Source organism: Photobacterium sp. R1, assembly GCF_054600795.1.
The window spans coordinates 136,689-155,683 of the sequence record NZ_BAAHZP010000003.1; the positions used below are offsets into that span (position 1 = coordinate 136,689).

The 18,995-nt window shown below is 48.1% G+C and carries 15 protein-coding genes; 10 read left to right on the forward strand and 5 right to left on the reverse strand.

What is annotated here, in order from left to right:
* Nucleotides 1-286 precede the first annotated feature (286 nt).
* Nucleotides 287-1,441, forward strand: a complete 1,155-nt coding sequence (locus ACYP03_RS06380; protein WP_459778926.1) for a right-handed parallel beta-helix repeat-containing protein — start codon at nt 287-289, stop codon at nt 1,439-1,441.
* A gap of 113 nt (nt 1,442-1,554) precedes the next feature.
* Here ACYP03_RS06380 and ACYP03_RS06385 read toward each other — a convergent pair whose 3' ends face one another.
* The 3 genes from ACYP03_RS06385 to ACYP03_RS06395 form a co-directional block, all read right to left on the reverse strand.
* Nucleotides 1,555-2,388 (reverse strand): FTR1 family iron permease, encoded by an 834-nt coding sequence (locus ACYP03_RS06385; RefSeq protein WP_459778928.1) that lies wholly within the window; start codon nt 2,386-2,388, stop codon nt 1,555-1,557.
* Nucleotides 2,389-2,401: 13 nt separating this feature from the next.
* Nucleotides 2,402-2,908 (reverse strand): cupredoxin domain-containing protein, encoded by a 507-nt coding sequence (locus ACYP03_RS06390; RefSeq protein ID WP_330961293.1) that lies wholly within the window; start codon nt 2,906-2,908, stop codon nt 2,402-2,404.
* A gap of 95 nt (nt 2,909-3,003) precedes the next feature.
* Nucleotides 3,004-3,204, reverse strand: coding sequence for a hypothetical protein (locus ACYP03_RS06395; RefSeq protein ID WP_459778930.1), 201 nt, complete (start codon nt 3,202-3,204; stop codon nt 3,004-3,006).
* A 454-nt stretch (nt 3,205-3,658) separates the two neighbouring features.
* Between ACYP03_RS06395 and ACYP03_RS06400 the strand changes: the two genes are divergently transcribed.
* The 8 genes from ACYP03_RS06400 (at nt 3,659) to ACYP03_RS06435 (ending at nt 14,958) form a co-directional block, all read left to right on the forward strand.
* Nucleotides 3,659-7,723 (forward strand): hypothetical protein, encoded by a 4,065-nt coding sequence (locus tag ACYP03_RS06400; protein WP_459778932.1) that lies wholly within the window; start codon nt 3,659-3,661, stop codon nt 7,721-7,723.
* A 517-nt stretch (nt 7,724-8,240) separates the two neighbouring features.
* Nucleotides 8,241-9,317: a toxic anion resistance protein gene (locus tag ACYP03_RS06405; RefSeq protein WP_459778934.1), complete on the forward strand. Its 1,077-nt coding sequence runs from the start codon at nt 8,241-8,243 to the stop codon at nt 9,315-9,317.
* Nucleotides 9,307-10,476: a toxic anion resistance protein gene (locus ACYP03_RS06410; RefSeq protein WP_459778935.1), complete on the forward strand. Its 1,170-nt coding sequence runs from the start codon at nt 9,307-9,309 to the stop codon at nt 10,474-10,476. Before ACYP03_RS06405 ends, ACYP03_RS06410 begins: the two co-directional genes overlap by 11 nt.
* 23 nt (nt 10,477-10,499) lie before the next feature.
* A complete protein-coding gene (locus tag ACYP03_RS06415) occupies nt 10,500-11,075 on the forward strand; it encodes a TerD family protein (protein ID WP_248143105.1) in 576 nt (191 codons plus the stop codon).
* A 24-nt stretch (nt 11,076-11,099) separates the two neighbouring features.
* Nucleotides 11,100-11,678 (forward strand): TerD family protein, encoded by a 579-nt coding sequence (locus tag ACYP03_RS06420; protein ID WP_248143106.1) that lies wholly within the window; start codon nt 11,100-11,102, stop codon nt 11,676-11,678.
* A gap of 79 nt (nt 11,679-11,757) precedes the next feature.
* Nucleotides 11,758-12,165 carry a hypothetical protein gene (locus tag ACYP03_RS06425; RefSeq protein WP_459778937.1) on the forward strand — a complete coding sequence of 136 codons (408 nt, stop codon included), beginning with the start codon at nt 11,758-11,760 and terminating at the stop codon, nt 12,163-12,165.
* 216 nt (nt 12,166-12,381) lie between these two features.
* A complete protein-coding gene (locus ACYP03_RS06430; RefSeq protein WP_459778939.1) occupies nt 12,382-13,389 on the forward strand; it encodes an HlyD family secretion protein in 1,008 nt (335 codons plus the stop codon).
* Nucleotides 13,390-13,419: 30 nt separating this feature from the next.
* Entirely contained in the window at nt 13,420-14,958 is a 1,539-nt protein-coding gene (locus ACYP03_RS06435; protein ID WP_459778940.1) for an MFS transporter, read from the forward strand.
* Here ACYP03_RS06435 and ACYP03_RS06440 read toward each other — a convergent pair.
* Together ACYP03_RS06440 and ACYP03_RS06445 are read right to left on the reverse strand one after the other, a co-directional pair.
* Nucleotides 14,940-15,890: a LysR family transcriptional regulator gene (locus ACYP03_RS06440; RefSeq protein WP_459778942.1), complete on the reverse strand. Its 951-nt coding sequence runs from the start codon at nt 15,888-15,890 to the stop codon at nt 14,940-14,942. The two genes, ACYP03_RS06435 and ACYP03_RS06440, sit on opposite strands and share 19 nt — an antisense overlap.
* A 28-nt stretch (nt 15,891-15,918) precedes the next feature.
* Nucleotides 15,919-16,533: a TetR/AcrR family transcriptional regulator gene (locus ACYP03_RS06445; protein WP_459778943.1), complete on the reverse strand. Its 615-nt coding sequence runs from the start codon at nt 16,531-16,533 to the stop codon at nt 15,919-15,921.
* A gap of 696 nt (nt 16,534-17,229) precedes the next feature.
* Here ACYP03_RS06445 and ACYP03_RS06450 point away from each other — a divergent pair.
* Nucleotides 17,230-18,762 (forward strand): methyl-accepting chemotaxis protein, encoded by a 1,533-nt coding sequence (locus tag ACYP03_RS06450; protein ID WP_248143366.1) that lies wholly within the window; start codon nt 17,230-17,232, stop codon nt 18,760-18,762.
* The last annotated feature ends 233 nt before the right edge of the window (nt 18,763-18,995 follow it).

The window sequence follows — 18,995 nt, forward strand, 5'->3', positions numbered from 1 at the left end:
GTGTGTATGGATATCGGCATCATTAATATTTTTTATACTGCATTTCGTCATATTTACGAGTGAATGTCACACTCGTGCTGGTTATTTCAGCAGTTGTCATGGAAGTGAAATTTTCGAATTCATCGGGTTGCTTATACGTGGCAGCACTTTGCGCGGGTATGACTGAACGGCACCAATCCTCATTAAAATGTAAACCTTGATGAACCTTCTTAAGATGCGGATAAAGGCTGTCGTTTTATCCATCCATGATCTGCGATCCTGAAATACCAAAGGAATCATGATTTCCATGAAAACAAGCCAGCGAATCAGTATTCCGGTACTGCTACTGACAGTGATTGCCTGTTCCGATGAATCCGAAACGGGTTCAGATGCCACGACATCGTCCGCCAGTTCAGGGCAAGAGCGTTCGGATTTCAAGTGTGGAACACTGGGCTTGAATGTGAGTCCGGAGCTCCCGACAGACAGAAGCCGCCTGATTGAAGTGTCAGATTACGCGGCCCTGGTGACGGCAATTCACAGCGGGTATGCCTACATCAAGGTGCCGAATGGCGTGACGATTGAGATTCCTAACCAGTCAGCTGCGGTTGTGCTGGGGGAGCATCAAACCCTGTTTGGAGAGCGGGGCATTTCAGACAATCCGGGCAGGTTACGGGTTGCGGCAAATCCGAATCCGACGGAAGACAATTACCCGGTGATCCGATTATCCAGTTATGCGCGGATAACCGGTTTGATGATTGAAGGGCCAGTTCAGGTCAGCAATACCACTAAATCGACGATTGGATTGCAGAGTCAAAATGATTCGGAAGGGATTGTCTTTGACAATAATGAGATTTTTGGCTGGCCATGGGCCGGAATATCTCTCAAGCGTTCGAAATCGGCCAAAGTCAGTCACAACTATATTCACCACAATATAAAAACAGAGCTCGGTTACGGGGTGGTGGTGCAAAACGGGGAGGCGACTGCGGATATTGAATGCAATATCTTTGATCATAACCGGCATGCAATCGCGGGCTCCGGGGCACTCGGAGAGGGATACACCGCTTCGTATAATCTGGTCATGCAAGGCGGCGGAAAAGCGGCCTATCATCAGTTCGATATGCATGCGAAAGATGGTTATGGCGGAAGTTATGTGAAGGTATACAACAATTGGTTTAATTACGGTGATTTTGGGACCGCCAACCGTTCTTCGGTCATGATTCGTGCGATTCCGAGTGAGGGGCCGATTGAGGTGAAGGGGAATGTTTTCAAATCTGACGTGATGATTACCAGTACACAGCCCGCAGTCGATGGTGTCGACGGGTCCATTCCGGATGAAGCGGCTCTCAGAGTGAATAATCAGTTTCTGCAGGCTTTTGAGTTTACGCGAGAGGAAAATGGTCAGTGCATGATGCGTGTGGGCAATCAAACGGTGCCGGTCTTTTGCCGGGCTGTTTCTTTGTAGCGCTGCGATTGACACAGATTGAATGTTTCTGTGCCGCCTTTCTGTTTACGGAAATCATCCGTCTGTCGCGACAGCAAAAAAAAGAGTGCAGGACTGCACTCTTTTTGTATGGTTCAGGAGGCTTTTGCCTCGCGTTGTATCTGGGAATTTCCGGCCACCACTTTTCGGGTCAGCGTAATCAGTACAATACTTGAGCCGTAACACAGCAGTTGCATCAGGCTTGGTGCGGCTTTGTACCCGATCAGCGTTTGCAGCGCCTGTCCCAGCATGCTGCTCTGGCTGAGAATATCACTGGTATCCCACACCACCGGAATGATTGAAGGGATCAGATCAACCTGCTCTAAAATACCGGCTGCAGAGCTGACTAAGCCTGCTGCCAGGAGCGTAATCAGCCAGGTCGTCGAGCTGAAAAAGTATTTCGCGGGAATATGCACAATACCTTTGTACATGATCACGCTGATCACTAAACCTGCCGCGAAACCCGCGAATGAACCCAGAATAATGCCGGGCACATCTTTTGAGGATGCGAGCATGCCATTCAGGAACAGAACGACTTCGGCACCTTCCCTCAGCACTGCAAGGCCAACAATCAGGGAGAGTGCGTACAGTGGCTGTTCACCGGAAATGATCCTGTGCTTCACGGAGGAAATGTTATTCGCCAATGCTTTGCCGTGAGTCGACATCCAGATGATGTGCCAGGAAAGCATCAGGGCAGCTAACAGCAAAATGGCCGTATTGAGCAGGTCCTGTCCCAGACCATCAAATAAACCAATCAGGTAATTCATGGATGCTGCAACCCAAACAGAACCAATAATTCCTGCAATGATTCCTGAAGTGACCCACCGGGTTCGGTTTGGAATTTGTTTCGTTACCCCAAGAACAATAGAAACAATCAAACTTGCTTCAAACAGTTCTCTGAAAACAATAATTGCTGCACCTGAGTTCACAATATGATCCTGATTATTTAACGATGATGTGGCCAATCATTGTGTCTTCGTGGAATTCACCCACGAATTTATAGGTCCCTTCTTCCATCGGGCGAAGGATTACAAAACCCTGATTGTTACCCGGAATGATTTTTTCAACATGTAATGCGTGGCTTTCAAATTCTTCAGCATTTTCATCTTGGTTTTTAATCACGAGCTTCACTTTTTGTGCTGCCGGAATGGTTAATTCAGCCGGATGAAACTGGTGATCTTTCATGATCAGTTCATAGGTTGGCATCTCGGCAAGAGAGGCAAAAGAGGTCAGTAAAAGGGATGCCAGAGCCGTGTTTTTCAGTAACTTCATCATGTGTTTGTTAGCCTTATGTAAAATGAACCGTCTGAGATTATATGGGGAGAACATAAATGTAAATGGGAATGATTGGCGATAGTCTTTTGTTTTTCGCAGGCTGACAGCTAACTTATTGAAATTCATTTGTGATGTTTTAATTTTGCAATCAAAGTTATCTTTTTTGTTACTCATTTTATTTCACATGAGGTTTTTAAGCGTTATTTCACTGCTGAGTTTTGCATATATATGGCCACAGGTTTATAAAAATATCATCCGGCAAGGCCGGATTAAAAATACTGGCACAGTTGTATATCAAATAAAGATGCGGGCGCCACAACAATGGCTGACGCACCGGATTGTGTGGTGTCACCCAGCAGGATGCCGCCGTATTCGCTTCCCTTGGTCCTGTCGGCACTTGTGTGCTTTGCCGCTGACACCATCACCATTGTGAAAATACGCTGCAAACAGGGGGGAGGGGTGACCAGCATCTTTGGCTGCCCAGAGGAAAAGCGTGAAAAAGATGACGGTAGATGACGGTACAGAAGTGGGCCTGCCATGCGGTTGTTTCATCTTAATGATTTTGGTTTGTCTATTCTGAATCTGCTGTAGTTGTGTCTGACGGGTTTGGTTCTGAAACAATGATGACCTTCCAACTCACATATTTCATGAAAGATAAAACTCATCATCATTGCTTATTTTTAATGGTCAATGCACGAGGCTGTAAATATTACAGGCTGAAATTTCAGAATGACTGTAATCGCTGTTAAATTGACTGCTTGTTTATTTTTAGTGTGCTTCACTGCGTTTTGTTTTTAAATGGATTGTCGGAGGTGGTCGCAAATAAATGAAATAAAATCATTACCTTAGAAGTCAGTCATGCACGCGGAAAAACAATCTGAGACCCCAAATTTTATTTGTTACCATCCACATCAAACAGCTTCCATGCTACAGGCGCTCAGCCAGTTTTGTGAATGGCTCAATAGTGATCAGGCTTTTGATGATTCTTATACTTCAGTTTGTTTTCAACCTGAAGCCGAGATTAATGAAGCGCTCAAAGATATTCTCCATCAGCCGTTGATGAAAGCCACACTGGCATTGAAATCGATTGATGCCTGGCAGCACAGAGATAATTTGTCTGCGTTACTGAACCCGGAAGAAGTCTTTTTTCTTTTTGCCTGTCTGAACGCCGATTTGAAAGAGGCGGTCGTGAAGGCGGGTGATGCAATTCGACAGACTTCGCGAAAGCTGAATCATCCTGAATCGATGCGTTTGAATGACACCGAAGTGTGTGGTGTTGTGCCTTTATATCAGATTGGTTTTGCCTATCCTGAATACGCTTACTTATTGGCAGGCTGTCTGGTGACGGACTGGAATGAGTCTTTTGCCGGTTACGCGCTGAATTTGCCGGCTTTGCTGGTGGCGCATCATGGTTACAGCGAGCATCTGATGAAGGCGTTCTGCTACTGTGATAACGATATCGCCCGTGGACGTATGTTCTCCTCATGCGACCTGAAAGGACCGGACAATCATCTGATTCAGGTGGATTTCAGAAGGCATACCCGTCTGGTGGAGATTTTCCGGAAAGACTCAAAAGAGATAGGCAGGTTCCTGAGCCAATTGGCACAGCGTTTGGAGGACCAGACTTATGTCTTTCCGGTCGCGAGTGACCGGCAAACATTTGATGTGGCCCACCAGTTCGCATTGACCGTTTGTCATCCTGATGATCAGGCGGCGTTGAATTACGCAACTGATGATTTGTCGTTTGATTTGCCGTTCGTTGAGGATATGTCTGCCGAGCAGTTTGCTGTTGAGATCAAAGCGGTGATTCCAGCAGAGTTCGGGTCTGATGATTTATACCAGGAAACCGAAGTCGACGACGCTGATGACGAGGAAGAAGATGATGAGAAAGATGATTTCGAAATAGGTCAGTGTGTTGCTGCGTGGGAGGATTTCATTACGGGTGCGTTGCCTCAGGGGAAAGCATTGTGGCGTTACGTTGAATCAGGAGAGAACGCGTCCGTTCTTGAGCAAGTCGAACCCTGCGATATCCTCAGTCTGGCGCTTGCAGGACAGTATCATCTGCATCGGCAATTAGTCCGGTTTTCAATACGGCAGGAAGACTTAGACTGTTGCTTGCCTATGCATTTCTTACTTGGGCTAAGCAGTGACTGGTTTATGAGAGGTGTCGTGACCGCTGATGAAGTTGAGTTGAATCGGCACAAGTGCATTCGTTTGCTTGATCTGATTTACAGGCTGAAAAATCAGGCCCCTTTTTCCGATGAAATGGTGTTTATCGTACTTGGAAAAATTGGTCTGATGCCTGCTGAAGACTTCTATACACGATACGGTTGTGATTGGAAATCTTTCTTTTTGGGGGGATTTAAAGAATTTAAATCCGACAGTGGCATGCTGGGTTACTCGTTTCATTTTTGTAATCAGTTACTCGATGAACATCGGGAGTATGCAAAGTCCTTTTTGACGCAAATCATTCAAGATCCGAAACATAAGTCAGCCGGTATGGCGTTGCTCGCCGGGCTTTACTTTATTCGTTACTGTCTCGACAAGCACCATCCACTTTTTTCTCACAGTAAAGCGCTTCTGGAGCAAGAACTTGGGAAGGGGATGGTGGCTCACCTGCGTGCCTGGTGTGCAAACGAAGTGGCGTTGGATCATATTGAATGCACGCTTTACGGACGTGATGACGATGAAGATCTGGGTCATTATGAACAACCGATTACAGAGGCCCAGGAACAGGCGTTTATTTTGGTTGAAGACTATCTTCATGCCCGAAACGATGTCAGCAGGGAGGAGTCTGTCAAAGCGCTGCAGACCATTTTGGAACAGAACCAAGATGCGAGTGAAGATACGTTTTGTCACGGTTATTTAGAAAGTAGCAATGGGGCAAAATATTGGTTGAGTGCGGCACATCAATTGGCGAAATATAAAGCCAATATCGGGGAGATCAGTCGCAGGTTTTTATCCCTCTGGATCGAAATTGCACCGGCGCAGGTGGCGAATGTGATTTCAGAACAGTTCCCTGTCGAAACGGATGTGGCTGCAATTGTTCATCATGTGCGGGAGATCGTCGGAGAAGAGATTGGAGAACTTCAGGAAACTGTGGTTCTGATGACGACCCTGATTCAGTCGGAAGACGAGGACGTGAAACCCATTCTGGAAAAGTATGGCGTGCGCTACACCTCTGAAAAACAGTCACCGGATAATTCTCAGAAGATCCATTCAGTCGTCAGTTATCTGAGAAAAGAGGATAAGCAGAAGTTCTTTAAGATGCTTGTCGAACAATACCCATCGCTTCGGTGGTATGAATATTTTGATACCGCATTATTGGATGAGATTCGCGAGCAGATCAGGGATGAGATTATTTCATATCTGATTGCACAAGAGGTGGAATTACCGGACGACGACGCGATTCTGAAACCATTAGAGGATGAAATTCTGACTTTCTTTACCGGGCAAACAAGTCTGGAAGAAGCATTGGACAAACTGCGCTTGTATCAGGTTGAGTCATTCCAAGAAAAGTTCACGAGAGTCAATCTGAGTTCTTTATTGTGGCATACGAGCCCGGAACTTCGTCGACGCGTTCTCAAGTTGAGTGCAGCACTGTCTGATCAAGCGTTGCATGATTGTTATGACAGCAGCCAGCTCAGTGAAACCGATTATACGCAGCAGTTGTGTGAGGCCGGAATTACACTGGAAAGACTGCTGGCGTATTTTATCGAACATGATTTATATACGGCGATTCGTTATCTGGCGGAGCAGCATGACTTATTCAACACGATTCGCGGACTCAGCGAGCACCATAAGCTGAAATTACTGAAATCGCTGTCGGTTTTGGATGGTCAGATGCAATTGGTGGAGCAATTTTCGGATGATGACTCAGCGCAGGTTCGTGATTTGGTCAGTCGGATTCGTGAGGGCCAGTATCATCACCGGATATATGGCACGTTAATCGATCGGGTCGATGAAGGTATTTACACCACGAACGATGATGCACTTGAACTGGTACTTCAGGAAAAACCAAATGCACCAATCAATCTGACTGATTATTTGGTGCTGGAAAGTAACTCCAGAATGGTTGAAGCGGTCATGGGACAGATATTCGGAATGAAACTTGCCTACCGGCCGGAAAAGGACGGACTGACTTATCCGAAAGAAGTTGCGGTGAAATTAAAAGTACATCACCCGGAAGATCACGGTGTGCCTGTGACGGGAATGCATGCTATCAAAGCGAATACAGAATATTTCTTTGGGTGGTCTCTGGCGACGAAACAGTTATGCCGACCTGGTCGTTATGATATTGAGATTTTGGCAGAGAATCAGGAGGTTTTGTTGCGTAAAACCTTTCATGTGGTGATGGTTGCTGAAGCAAAAGGCTCCCGACTACCGGAACTTAAAGCATTACTGAACAGCGATACAGTGCAGCAGGAGATGCTCCCGCCACTGTCATTTGGCAAGGGGGAGATCACGGTTGTTGATCCGGCCCGAGAGAATGAGGCTGTAGTTTTACCGTATTTGCTGGGTGAAGCGCCTGTTCCTGCAACAATTTACCGGGAACAGGATCAGGTGGTTGGTCTGGCTGTCGGGCAACTGGATTCGGTCAAACAATGGCAACATGGTTGTAATGCCTCATATTTGTGGCTTGAACGTCATCTGAAATCACAGACGGTGCTTGTTGGCGATAAAACCACAATGGATAAGGTTTTGGCTGAGCCAGACCAACGTTGGCAACAGGTGCCGGGTGAAGTGCCATTTCGTGTGTACCGGCCTGAAGGTCATGATGAATCTGCACTGATTGCACTCCGTGATAAATACCAGGGACATCATATTTTCTTCGGTTTTGATCAGCAGGAAGACGTGTGTTGTTATTTCATCATGAGTCGTCGGCTGAGCTGGTGGGATCGGCTGGTGAGCTGGTTCTTTCGTCAGGAAGGACACCGTCGCTTTGCCCGTCGGAAACAAAACGAGACTGCATCAGCATCAGGGGCTTAATACGACCGGTTGATACAAATCATCTTTTGTTCGGCCACTGCAGCAGCAGTGGCCATCAGCGATGGATTATTTGAATTTTCTGTTTGCATGAAACTGTGAAAGTCACAATAAAAATGAGTCCTCAGTTAATTTTCACTGAGGATGGTTTTTTATTGATTCAGACTGAAATTGAAATTGGATCAAAATCTCTTATTGAGATGTTTTTGGCGTGATGAATTTCATTTCAATAGAATGAATACGGATTCGATTCATTTTCTGATACGTATAATTCAAATATTAAATTGGATTTTTAAATGTTGAATCAAGCTCTGAATTTGAATGATTTATTCAATGACTATCATTTTGACTGGTGGAATAGTGAAAATGACAGGCTGTACTTTCATAATCAAAGTTGTCTTAAAAAACAATGAGTAATACGATCATTTTCACCAGATTTCTTCAGGGGTTCTGGGTGTCAATAATCTGAGTGCTTTATCGCCACAGGCTTTTTCAGGCCATGTTAGAGCAGAGTGATCGAATGGTTAAAACGTTTCATAGTACTGCACAAACCAGTAAAGAAAATAAATCTAAGATAAAAGATTTCTCTTCCGTAGAAAGAGCGAAGCCTGAGGTCACATCAACTCAGAACGCTGCTCATCAGGAGAAAAAACTGAATCGTTCACCGGGTGTTCTTTTTTCTCACCAGGTGAAGTCTGTGAACGGCGATATTGACATTCCCTCTGCATGGAAACAAACGGTTGATGCTGAGCGAAGTGCAGAAACCGAGATTTCAAATCATGACTACCTGAAAGTCCGGACTTACTCAGGTGAGATCACGATTGAAAGTACGACCGATCAGATCGAATTTTGTAACCATCTTTCCAAGCGTTTTCAGACGGTTCAGGGTGAACTGTCAGACTACGCCAAACTTGGGAAAGTGGATCAATTAACCGATCTGGGTTCATCCGTGATTGATATTGCGAAAAGTATCGATATTTCCATCTTCAATCCCAAAAAGATGACCAGTCGAATCGCAACACTGATGCGAACGAAAAAAGGAAAAATTGAGTTTGTAAAACACGAATTTGATTTTGCCTGCGATCAGATAGACGCAAAAATTGACTCAGTTTTTCAGGATTTAACGTCAATGAAGTCGACGTTGTCTGAATTTGAAGCGCGGATGTCGGAAGTGCAGTCCATTTATCAGGAGCTGGAGCTGAGAATTCTGGCAGCCCGGGTGAAACTGACCGCATTTACCGCCGAAATCAATTCAGATACATCCGTGAGCCGGTCGTCTGATCCGTTTGCCGCCGATAAGCTTTCGACTCAGAAAGAGGCGATCTCCCGCTGGGAAAGGAAAATTTCAAACCTGCAGGTGCTGCGTCAGTCTTTGCTGATGACCTTGCCTCAGCTCAAGCTTTATTCCTCGAATCTGGTGAATGGTTTCAGCCGGATAGAAGAAATTCGCACCAACATTATTCAGGTGTGGAAACAGCAGTTTTTAACTGCCATTGCGCTTCATGAGAAAAGTGAAGTCTCTCTGTATTACGAACTCAACGATGTTCAGGAAAAGTTATTCGCCAGTATCATGGAGCTGAATAAAAATGACCTTTAAACCTGTTTTTGTAAACACTGCAACGCCTGCGACGGCGGTCCAAACCGCTGAAGTACAACAAGCCCCGGTTGCTCTTGAGCAGGCAGTCATCCAGGCTGCTGTTGATCAGGCGATGGGGCAGTATCAGTCTGAGCTTGAACAATGTCAGATTGATACCCGGGTGTTAAGCACAACCTTAGTCAGCCAGTTGTCTCAAGTGGATGTCTACAGTCCGAATGGGGTTGCGACGCTGGGTGATGCTTCTGCTCAGAAGATCAGCAGCTATTCCGATGACATGCTCAAGCATGTGAAGTGTAAAGATCTGGAGCACATGGCCGGGAACCTGAATGAGGTGATTGGTCTGGCGAAGGGCGTGAATATTGAAGCCCTGATGGGCGAAAACAGTTTCTTCTCGAAGCTGGTTGCGAAGGTGAAGAACACCAAAGAAAAAATTCTGGCGCAGTTCAATTCTGTGAATACACAGCTTGAGCGGCTGGTGAAAGAAATTGATAAACAGCAGTCCAACCTGCGTGAGCGGGCGCATCAGCTGGACAATGTCTTTATCCATAATATGAATGAGTATAAAGAACTGTCTGCCAGTATTGTGTTCGGCGAAGCCAAGCTGTACCTGATTCAGCAGAAAATCGAAGGGTTGACTGAAGAAGCGGCGACCTCTCCGTTTCTGGCTCAGCAGGTGAGTGATCTGAAAGATATTGCGGCCCGTGTAGAAAAACGCGTGTACGATCTGAAATCACTGCAAATGCTCGCGCTGCAAACGGCGCCGATGATCCGCATGGTGCAGACCAACAACCTGACTCTGGTCGAGAAATTCGACAACATCAAAACACTCACCATTCCGGCCTGGAAGAAACAATTCACCCTGGCGATCACCATGCTGGAGCAGAAGAAAGCGGTCCAGCTCAGTAACAAGATCGATGACACCACCAATGATCTGATTCGGAAGAATGCCGATATGCTCCGCCAGAACACCCTGGATGTCGCACGCAGCAATCAGCGCTCTGTAGTGGATATCGAGACCCTTGAACATGTTCAGACCACACTGATCAGCACCTTGCAGGATGTGGTCACGATTGAGCAGGAAGGCGCAAGACAGCGTCAGGCTGCCAGCCAGAAAATGGAATCCATGAAAACAGAATTACTGTCTGTTCTGTCCCAATAATCATCAATAGAGAATAAAAAACTATGGCTATTAATTTAGAGAAAGGGAACACCATTAACCTGCAGAAAGCGGAACCGGGACTGGTCAATCTTCGTCTGGGTTTAGGCTGGGATCCGGTCTCAAGCGCGGCTCAGTTCGATATCGATTCTTCTGCTTTCATCTGCCGTCATAACGCACAGGGCGAGCCAAAACTGATTTCTGACGGTCACTTCGTGTTTTATAACAACCTGAAGTGTCCGCAGGGTGCTGTGGTCCACACTGGTGATAACCGTACCGGTAACGGCGACGGTGATGATGAAGTCATCAAAATCAACCTGACCAGCATGTCTCCTGAAGCGGATGAGATTTCTCTGATTGTGACCATTCACGATGCACCGGCACGGAATCACAACTTCGGTATGGTCCGTAACAGCTACATCAAGCTGTATAACGAAGACTCAGGTCAGCTGATTGCACAGTTTAATCTGGGCAATGAATTCAGCAATGAAACGTCTGTTCAGTTCGGCTCTCTGTTTAAAGAAAATGGTCAGTGGAACTTTAAAGCGGTAGGTGCAGGTTACCAGCTGGGTCTGGTGGACTTTGTCAACGGTTACCAGTAATTCACCGATCAGGAAGAGAGTTTTATGGCTATTAACCTAGAGAAAAACAGCACGATTTCCCTGACGAAGACAGCGACAGTCGAGCTGAAAAAACTGACCCTGGGACTGGGCTGGAGTCCGGTAAAACCAACCGGATTTTTCAGCGCAATTTTCAGCGATGGTGATATCGATCTGGATGCATCCTGCGTGCTGCTGGATGAGACCGGCGAAGTGCTGGATATCGTCAGCTATCAGAAACTGAAATCAAAATGTAAAAGCGTGCTTCATCAGGGCGATAACCGCACCGGTGAAGGGGACGGCGATGATGAGCAGATTAAAATTAATCTGGAAAAACTGCCGAACAACGTCGCGTATATGGCACTGACAGTGAACAGTTTCCGTGGTCAGCCTTTCAGCAAGGTGGACAACGCTTACTGCCGCGTGATGGACCAGACTCAAACTGAAGTCTGTCGTTTCACGCTGTCGGAGCAGGGGAAGCACACCGGCATTTATATTGCGCTGCTGTCCCGTCAGGGCGGGGAATGGCATTTCTCTGCGAAAGGTGTGCCGGTTCAGGGCACTCACGTCAATGACATGCTCCCGACGATTTGCGGATCTCTGTAAGCGACCAACGTTTCTGATTCAAAAGCCATGAATGTTTTCATGGCTTTTTTTATTCCTGTCTGATGATTTGAGGATGAAGATGCAACGCTTGTATTCCCCCGGACAAGTCGCCGCCGCAACATTTCTTGGCGGACCACTCGCAGCCAGTTACATGTTGAACCGAAATTTTATTGCGCTCGGAAATCCGCTTAAAGCAAAGGATGTTGCTCAGTCAGGCTGTTGGTTGACAGTAATCTTGACATTTTTTCTCGGGTTGTTATCCGAGGAATTTTCAGGATTTCTCTTACCCTTTGTATTTGCTTTTGCAACTTACCAATACGCGAGAAATAACCAGGTATCAAAAGAGGAGATTGAACAATCTCAGGAATATCAATTTTTCTCTGATTGGAATGTTCTGGTTGTTTCTGTTGCTACACTTTTGATTCACATTGCCTTTCTCTGCTTTGTTCTGTCTTTTTATGATTCAGTCGGTATTTTGAAAGCATAATCATTTCCGGCAGAACGAGCGCGCTGGAAGGCAATGGACGCCTTCCAACTATTCCCCTGAAGCTTCGCTTTGCGATTCCTGCCCTGTTCAAACAGATCTGATCAACGCCGGTTGTTCCATTTTCCGGCCAGTAAGATTCCAGTTAAATTGCTCGCTCATAATCGTACTACTCAGTACATTTTCTGCATCTGTCAGTCAGAAGAAGTTGCTACGATGATGAAAAAAATCTTAATTGCCCTGAGCGCGGTCACAACGCTGTTGCTGGGCGGATGGAAATACTGGGAAGACCAGGATTATGTCACCACAGATAATGCTTATGTGAAGGCTGATATTACTGTCGTCTCCCCTGAAGTGAGCGGGAGTGTGGTTGAGCTGTTCATTCAAGATAACCAATGGGTGCAGGCTGGTGACCCCTTGTTTGCCATCGACAGCCGGGATTATCAGGCCAATGTGAATATCGCGAAAGCTGCCATCGAGGTAGCCAAATCCGCACTGAACAATAATGCGTCACGGATCAGGTTACAACAGGTCAGTATTGAGCAGGCAACGGCTGCAATTAAAGGGGCGAAAGCCAATGCCGCGTTGCAGCACTCTGAAAGGGAGCGGTTCAGTAAACTGCTGCGTTCTTCATCAGTGAGCCAGACCGCTTTTGATAATCAGAACACCAAAGCCATTGAAGCTGAGGTGAAACTGAAAAATGCCTACCTCGTCCTGGAAGCCTCTAAAAAACAATTGGATACCCTGTCGGCGGAGCGTGAGCAACTGAAGGCGCAGCGTCAGCAGGCAGAGTCCAAGCTGGCGCTGAATACCATTGCTCTGAATCGCACCATTGTGAAAGCCCCCGCCGACGGATATATCGCCAATCGCCAGGTTCAAACCGGAAAATTTGTTCAGCCGGGCATGGGTGTCGTGACGCTGGTACCGAGTGAGGTATGGCTGGAGGCTAATTTCAAAGAAACGCAGTTAGCGCATGTTGTTGTTGGTCAGACCGTCAATGTTGTGCTGGATATGTTCCCGGACAAGCCGCTTCAGGGGGTTGTCGATTCCGTGACACCGGCGACAGGGGCGCAGTTCAGTCTGCTGCCGCCACAGAATGCCACCGGAAACTTTGTGAAGGTTGTTCAGCGGGTGCCGGTGAAAATCAGACTGAATTTGCCAGATCAACTGCAGGGCCGGATATACCCGGGTCTTTCAGCCATTGCCAGTGTCCGGATCATCCGGTAATCCGGACAGGTTTACGGAAGGAGCTCGAGTATGAATCGTTCGTTTTCCCTGGCCTTACTGGCGGTCATCGCCATGTTACCGGTGGGTCTGACTTCAGCGATGTTCAGGGCGATGTCAACGCATATGGCCGTCACCAATGGCCTTTCACCGGATGAGATGAGCCACCTCGATATCGGGTTCATGATGACGCAACTGGTGATGCTGTTGCTGGCGCCTCTGATCTTGCGCAGGTGCAGAATCAATGTGGCGCTGCGCAGGGCACTGATGATGGCTGCCGTTTCCCATCTGGTGATTGCGGTGACTGATCATGCCCCCCTTTTACAGGCAGGTGCCTGGCTGGCGCTTGGTGCCTGTGCCAGCCTGATTCTGGTCAGTCTGAACCTGTTGATCCTGGCCAGATGTCGCTACCGGACAATAACAGTGATAACGGCTTTGATCCTGCTGTGTTCAACGTTGCTGCCGATGGGGGTCTATCCCTGGCTGCTGTCCTGGCTGGCGGAGGAAACAGCCTGGCAGTTTCTGTCTTATCTTCTTGCGGGCATGCTGCTGACCGCGCAGTTGATGGCCGAGTGGGTGACGGATATCAGACAGCCGCAGCGTGAGCGGAAGTCGAATGTGCTGCCTTACCTGCTGATGACCGGCTGTCTGGTTCTGATTGCCTATTTACTGATGCGGGGCAGTTATTACAACTGGTTTGATCATCCGCGTTTCCGGTGGATGACCGGGGTGACGGCCATGCTGGCTTTGGGAGCACTGGTTCTGATGCAGGCCGGGCAGCGGTCTGGTCATACCCTGAACCGGAAGTTACTGACGAATCTGCACAATAACGTCTTTATGTATAACGGATTTCTGGCCGGATTTGGCGTGATGGCCAGCGGGGCTCTGGTGGCAAACTTTCTTTCTCATGTGATGCATTACAGTCATGAGAATGCGGGACTGATCCAGCTGCCGTCGTTCCTGGCCATGCTGGCCGGGATGCTGCTCAGTGTTGTGGCCGCAAACCAGCATCGCTTCCCGCGCGATATGATCACGCCGATTGGCGTCCTGATGATTATCGGCTCGGTCGTCATGTTCAGTCATTTACCAAGCTATGTTGGCCCGGATGAACTGCTGTTTCCACTTTGTTTACGGGGGCTGGGCGTCGGTTTGCTCAATGTGTCAGTGACCATTGCGATGCTGGCTCATTTTAAGCCTGATCATCGCCCGGAAGGGATCAGTGTGTTTTATATCTTCCGGACACTGGGTGGATTGGCGGGGTCTGCAATTTTTGCCCGTATCATGCAGATCACCCGTTACGAGTCGATGAGTGAGCTTGCCCGGACTCTGGATAACGGCGGACAGGCGGTTGAGCAATACACTCAGGCAATGAAGCATCTGGCACTGACTCAGGGATATCTGCCTTCCGGAACGCTGAGTGCAGGACAGCTCAGCCAGACGCTGAAACTGGAAGCATCAACGCTGGCACTCAGTAACACATTTCTGGCTTTCGTGATCGCGATTCTGTTGCTGGCCCCGGTGATGATCATCGGGAAAAAACTGGTTGCGAGGCATCAATCGACGTCTTGCTGATCAGCCAATGACTCTGGCTGAAGCTGGTATTTTGCAGCGGCTTCAGCGAAATGCTCAGCCAGGAAGTCGATCAGTAACCGGACCCGTCTCGGAATTTGTTCACGGTCATGATAAATCAGATTCACCGGCAAACAGCGGCGGTGTTGCCGGCCGAATAACGGCATCAGCGCCTGAGAATTCAGAGCGGAAAGGGCCTGAATATCCGGCAGCATCGCCACGCCGAAGCCTTGCCGGGCCAGGGTCAGTGCCATGTCTGGCGAGTCGACGAGCGTGATGTTGGCGCTTCCCAGATCTAAGGCGCGTAAGGGGGACTGAAACCACCACTGCTTGGGCTGATCCTGCGACAGTTCCCGGAAAATGATCCGGTGGCTGAGCAGATTTTCCGGCTCAGCCGGAGTCCCGAATTCAGCAAGATAATCCGGGCTGGCATAGTAATCGGCGTACATCTGACCAATTGTCTTGCCAATCAGGTTGCTGGTGACAGGTTTATCCAATTGGATCAGCAGGTCAAACCGGCGTTTGGGAATATTGCGCTGCACGACATCCTGCGCATGGAATGCCAGTTCAACCCCGGGATACTGGCGGCAGAAATTTTTCAGGAGCTCACCCAGACACTTCAGGAGAGGGGAAACACAGAGAATGCTGATTTTCCCGGCAACCCCCTGACGATGGTCCGCCATTTCCTGCTCCAGCACCTTGAGCTGTGCGAGGATCTCCCTGCTGCGTTCATAAAATATTTCTCCCGCTTCCGTCAGTGTAAAGTACCGGGCGCTCCGGCTGATGAGCTGAACGTTGAATTCTTCTTCCAGTGCTTTCACTTTCCGGCTGACACTGGATTTTGGCATCGCCAGAAAATCCGCGGTCTGAGTGATCCCGCCTTGTTCGACCACATGCTGAAACAGCTGTAATGAGTCCAGTTTTACGGATGACATGATTTTCTCCCGGTATGCCAGTACAGCGTCATCGCCCGATGCGTGTTGGATGGTAGATGCGGATAAAAGCATCTACGGCTTGACGGATTTGCAGGGTCAGCTGCTCGTCATCCGGCAGTGATTTCCCAAGTAATGCCAGATAAAAATAATTCTGCTTCAGCATGGCCAGCAGATGCGTGCAGGCTTGATTCGCGGAGGGGATCGTCAGCTGTTGTGCGACGGCTTCTGACTTCAGGTACGAGGCCAGGTGATGATGTTGATTCTCTGGCCCGTTGGCCAGAAAGAAATCTGTGATGTCGGCATCTTGGTGAAAATCTGCCGAGACAATCCGGAATAATCCCAAGACCGGATTTGAGCACAGACGTTTGACGTACCCCAGCCCGAAATGCACCAGACACGCATCAACTGGATGATCCGGGTGTTCCGGAAAACTGAATACTCCCTCAAGCGATTCAAGGTTGTGCGCCAGTACTGCTTTGAACAGTCCCTCTTTGGAGCTGAAATAGCGATACAGCGTTTGTTTGGACCCTCCGCAATGCTGAACAATCTGATCCAGGCTGGTGTCTCTGTAGCCCTGTTCCAGAAAAAGAACGGTGGCAATCTCGATGATTTTTTTCTGTTTCTCAATAGTCGATGGACGCATCACAACTCTGACTTCAAAATCGTACTCATAAGTACACTTGTTAAGTATAAGTTTCTTTGTCGCTCAAAGATACCGCACCGTGATTGTGTTTATGCTTCTGGGGATTCCAGGCATGCCGTGAAAGTGCGGATTGTTTTGGAAATGTACAGGTCCTCAGGTTGTCTGAGATTTTGATAGCAACGTTTTATTGCTCATATTCCATGGATTGCGTCTGATGCAGCACGAAAACGGCAGCAGAAATGACTGCGGCCAGAGTGAGTTCGTACGCCCTGTCTGATGCTTCCTGCCTGTCACCGGCGCGTTTTCAGCAGAACGCGACCGATTGAGGGGGGAGTTCAACGCTGATTGTTCATTTTCGTGCTAAAAACGTTTTGAAATTGCTCAGCAAATCGCCCGCACCAGTTGATGACTTTTTGATACAGGTGAATTCCTTTAAGGAATAAAATGTTGTGAAAATGTGCAATCACTTCAAATATTGCAAGCTGACAATTAAATAAGTGGATCGATGCATAAGCTTTTTGCTCAAATTGAGTAACTTATTGGTTTATCGTTGCTGTCCGGACCGCCGCTTTTCTGATGTATAGGCACGCAGGCAGTAGTGATGATGCAGGCCACTTTTATGAAATTCTAATTTGAGTCTTTTTGGCGTCAGGGTTTATCAAAATGAAAAAAATCATCGTCATGGTTGTCTGTGCGATGTTCGCTATCGCTGCGATAGCAAGCATCTCGTCAACCTCCTATATTTCCCATCAGGAAATAGACAGTATCATTCTGAAGCGGTCGCAGGCTCAGGCCGAATTGCTGGCGAAGAATGTGGAATACGTGCTTGAAACGTCCACAAAGCCGATGGCGGATTTGCAGGCCTTTGTGACGTCACTGAAGCAACGAAATGACATCAGTTACGCGGTTGTCATTGATACGAACATCAAGGCTGTGGCGCACAGTGACGCGCAAAAACTGAACAAAGTCTATGACGATAACTACACCGTTGAAGGGGCAGGTCATGGCAAACCGAAGCATTCCAAATGGTATGCCGACGTTCAGAAAGTCTGGGTGTATGACATCATGACGCCGGTTTACTTGAACGGTAAATTATACGGTTCCTTTGACGTGGGGATTCCGATTACTGAAGTGGATAATGCCGCCAAAGAAATTATGTTTGCTCAGCTGACCGCGATTGTACTGATTTTCGTGGTTTGTGCCGTCATTCTGATGTGGCTGCTGGGCAGGCTGTTCCAGCCGCTGACCGGTCTGCAGCAGGCGCTGGAAGATATTTCTCAAGGGGACGGTAACCTGACGGTTCGCCTGCCAGTCAAAGGGAACGATGAAATCGCCAATATCTCTGCTGCCTTTAACACCTTTGTCGGCAAAATTAACGACATTATTGTACAGGTTGTAAATACTGGCGTGGGTCTCGGAAGCACGGCTTCGTCTCTGCGCGAGCAATCGGTGCATGCTTTGTCCCGCGGTCAGGAGCAAAGTGAGCAAACGCTGCTGGTGGTGACCTCGATGAACGAAATGATCGCGACCATCAACGAGATCTCCAATAACGCAGCGGGTGCGGCTGAATCGGCAGGTTCTGCAAACAGCCAGACTCAGGCGGGTCGTCAGACGCTGCAAACGGCAACGAACACCATCAATCATCTGGCCGAAGAAATGAATAATATGTCGGTGGTGATTGCGACGCTGGCCGATAAAACGCAGTCGATCGGTTCCATTCTGGAAGTGATCCGCGGCATTTCAGAGCAGACCAACCTGTTGGCACTGAACGCGGCCATTGAAGCGGCCCGTGCCGGTGAAGCCGGTCGTGGTTTTGCTGTGGTTGCTGATGAAGTCCGGAACCTGGCGACGAAAACATCGCAGTCCACGGATGAAATTCAGAACATGATTGACCAGCTTCAGCATGAAGCCAAAAATGCCGTGGATGCGATGGAAAGCAGCAAATCGCTGACTGAAGACGGCACCAAGGCGACAGAAAACGCCCTGACAGCTCTGGAAGAGATTTCCCGTCAGGTGGTCGCGATTCTGGACATGAATACGCAGGTCGCCACCGCGACCGAACAGCAGTCCAGCGTGGCGAATGAAATCAACGTCAACATGGATACAGTCAATCAGGCCGTTCAGGCCGGACTGGACGCCAGCACCGAACTGGAAAAAACCAGCCAGGAACTGGCAGCACTGGCTCAGACACTCGATCGTCTGGTCGGCGCCTTCAAACTCACCCGATAACCCGACTCCAGCCGCGGATGCATCTTGCTCCGCGGCGTTTCCTTTCTTATTTTCTTGCTGCTGTGACCCTCGCCCGGATAAGTTGAGACGCTATTTTAGGTATTGGATAGCTATTTTCCCATTTGAGTATTTTGCGTTCTGTGCTGGTTTTTGTTACCTCAGAGGAGCAGAAATAAAGCATTGATTGAGGATAATCTATTTAGGTAGCTTAAAGGGAGTGAGTATAAACTATT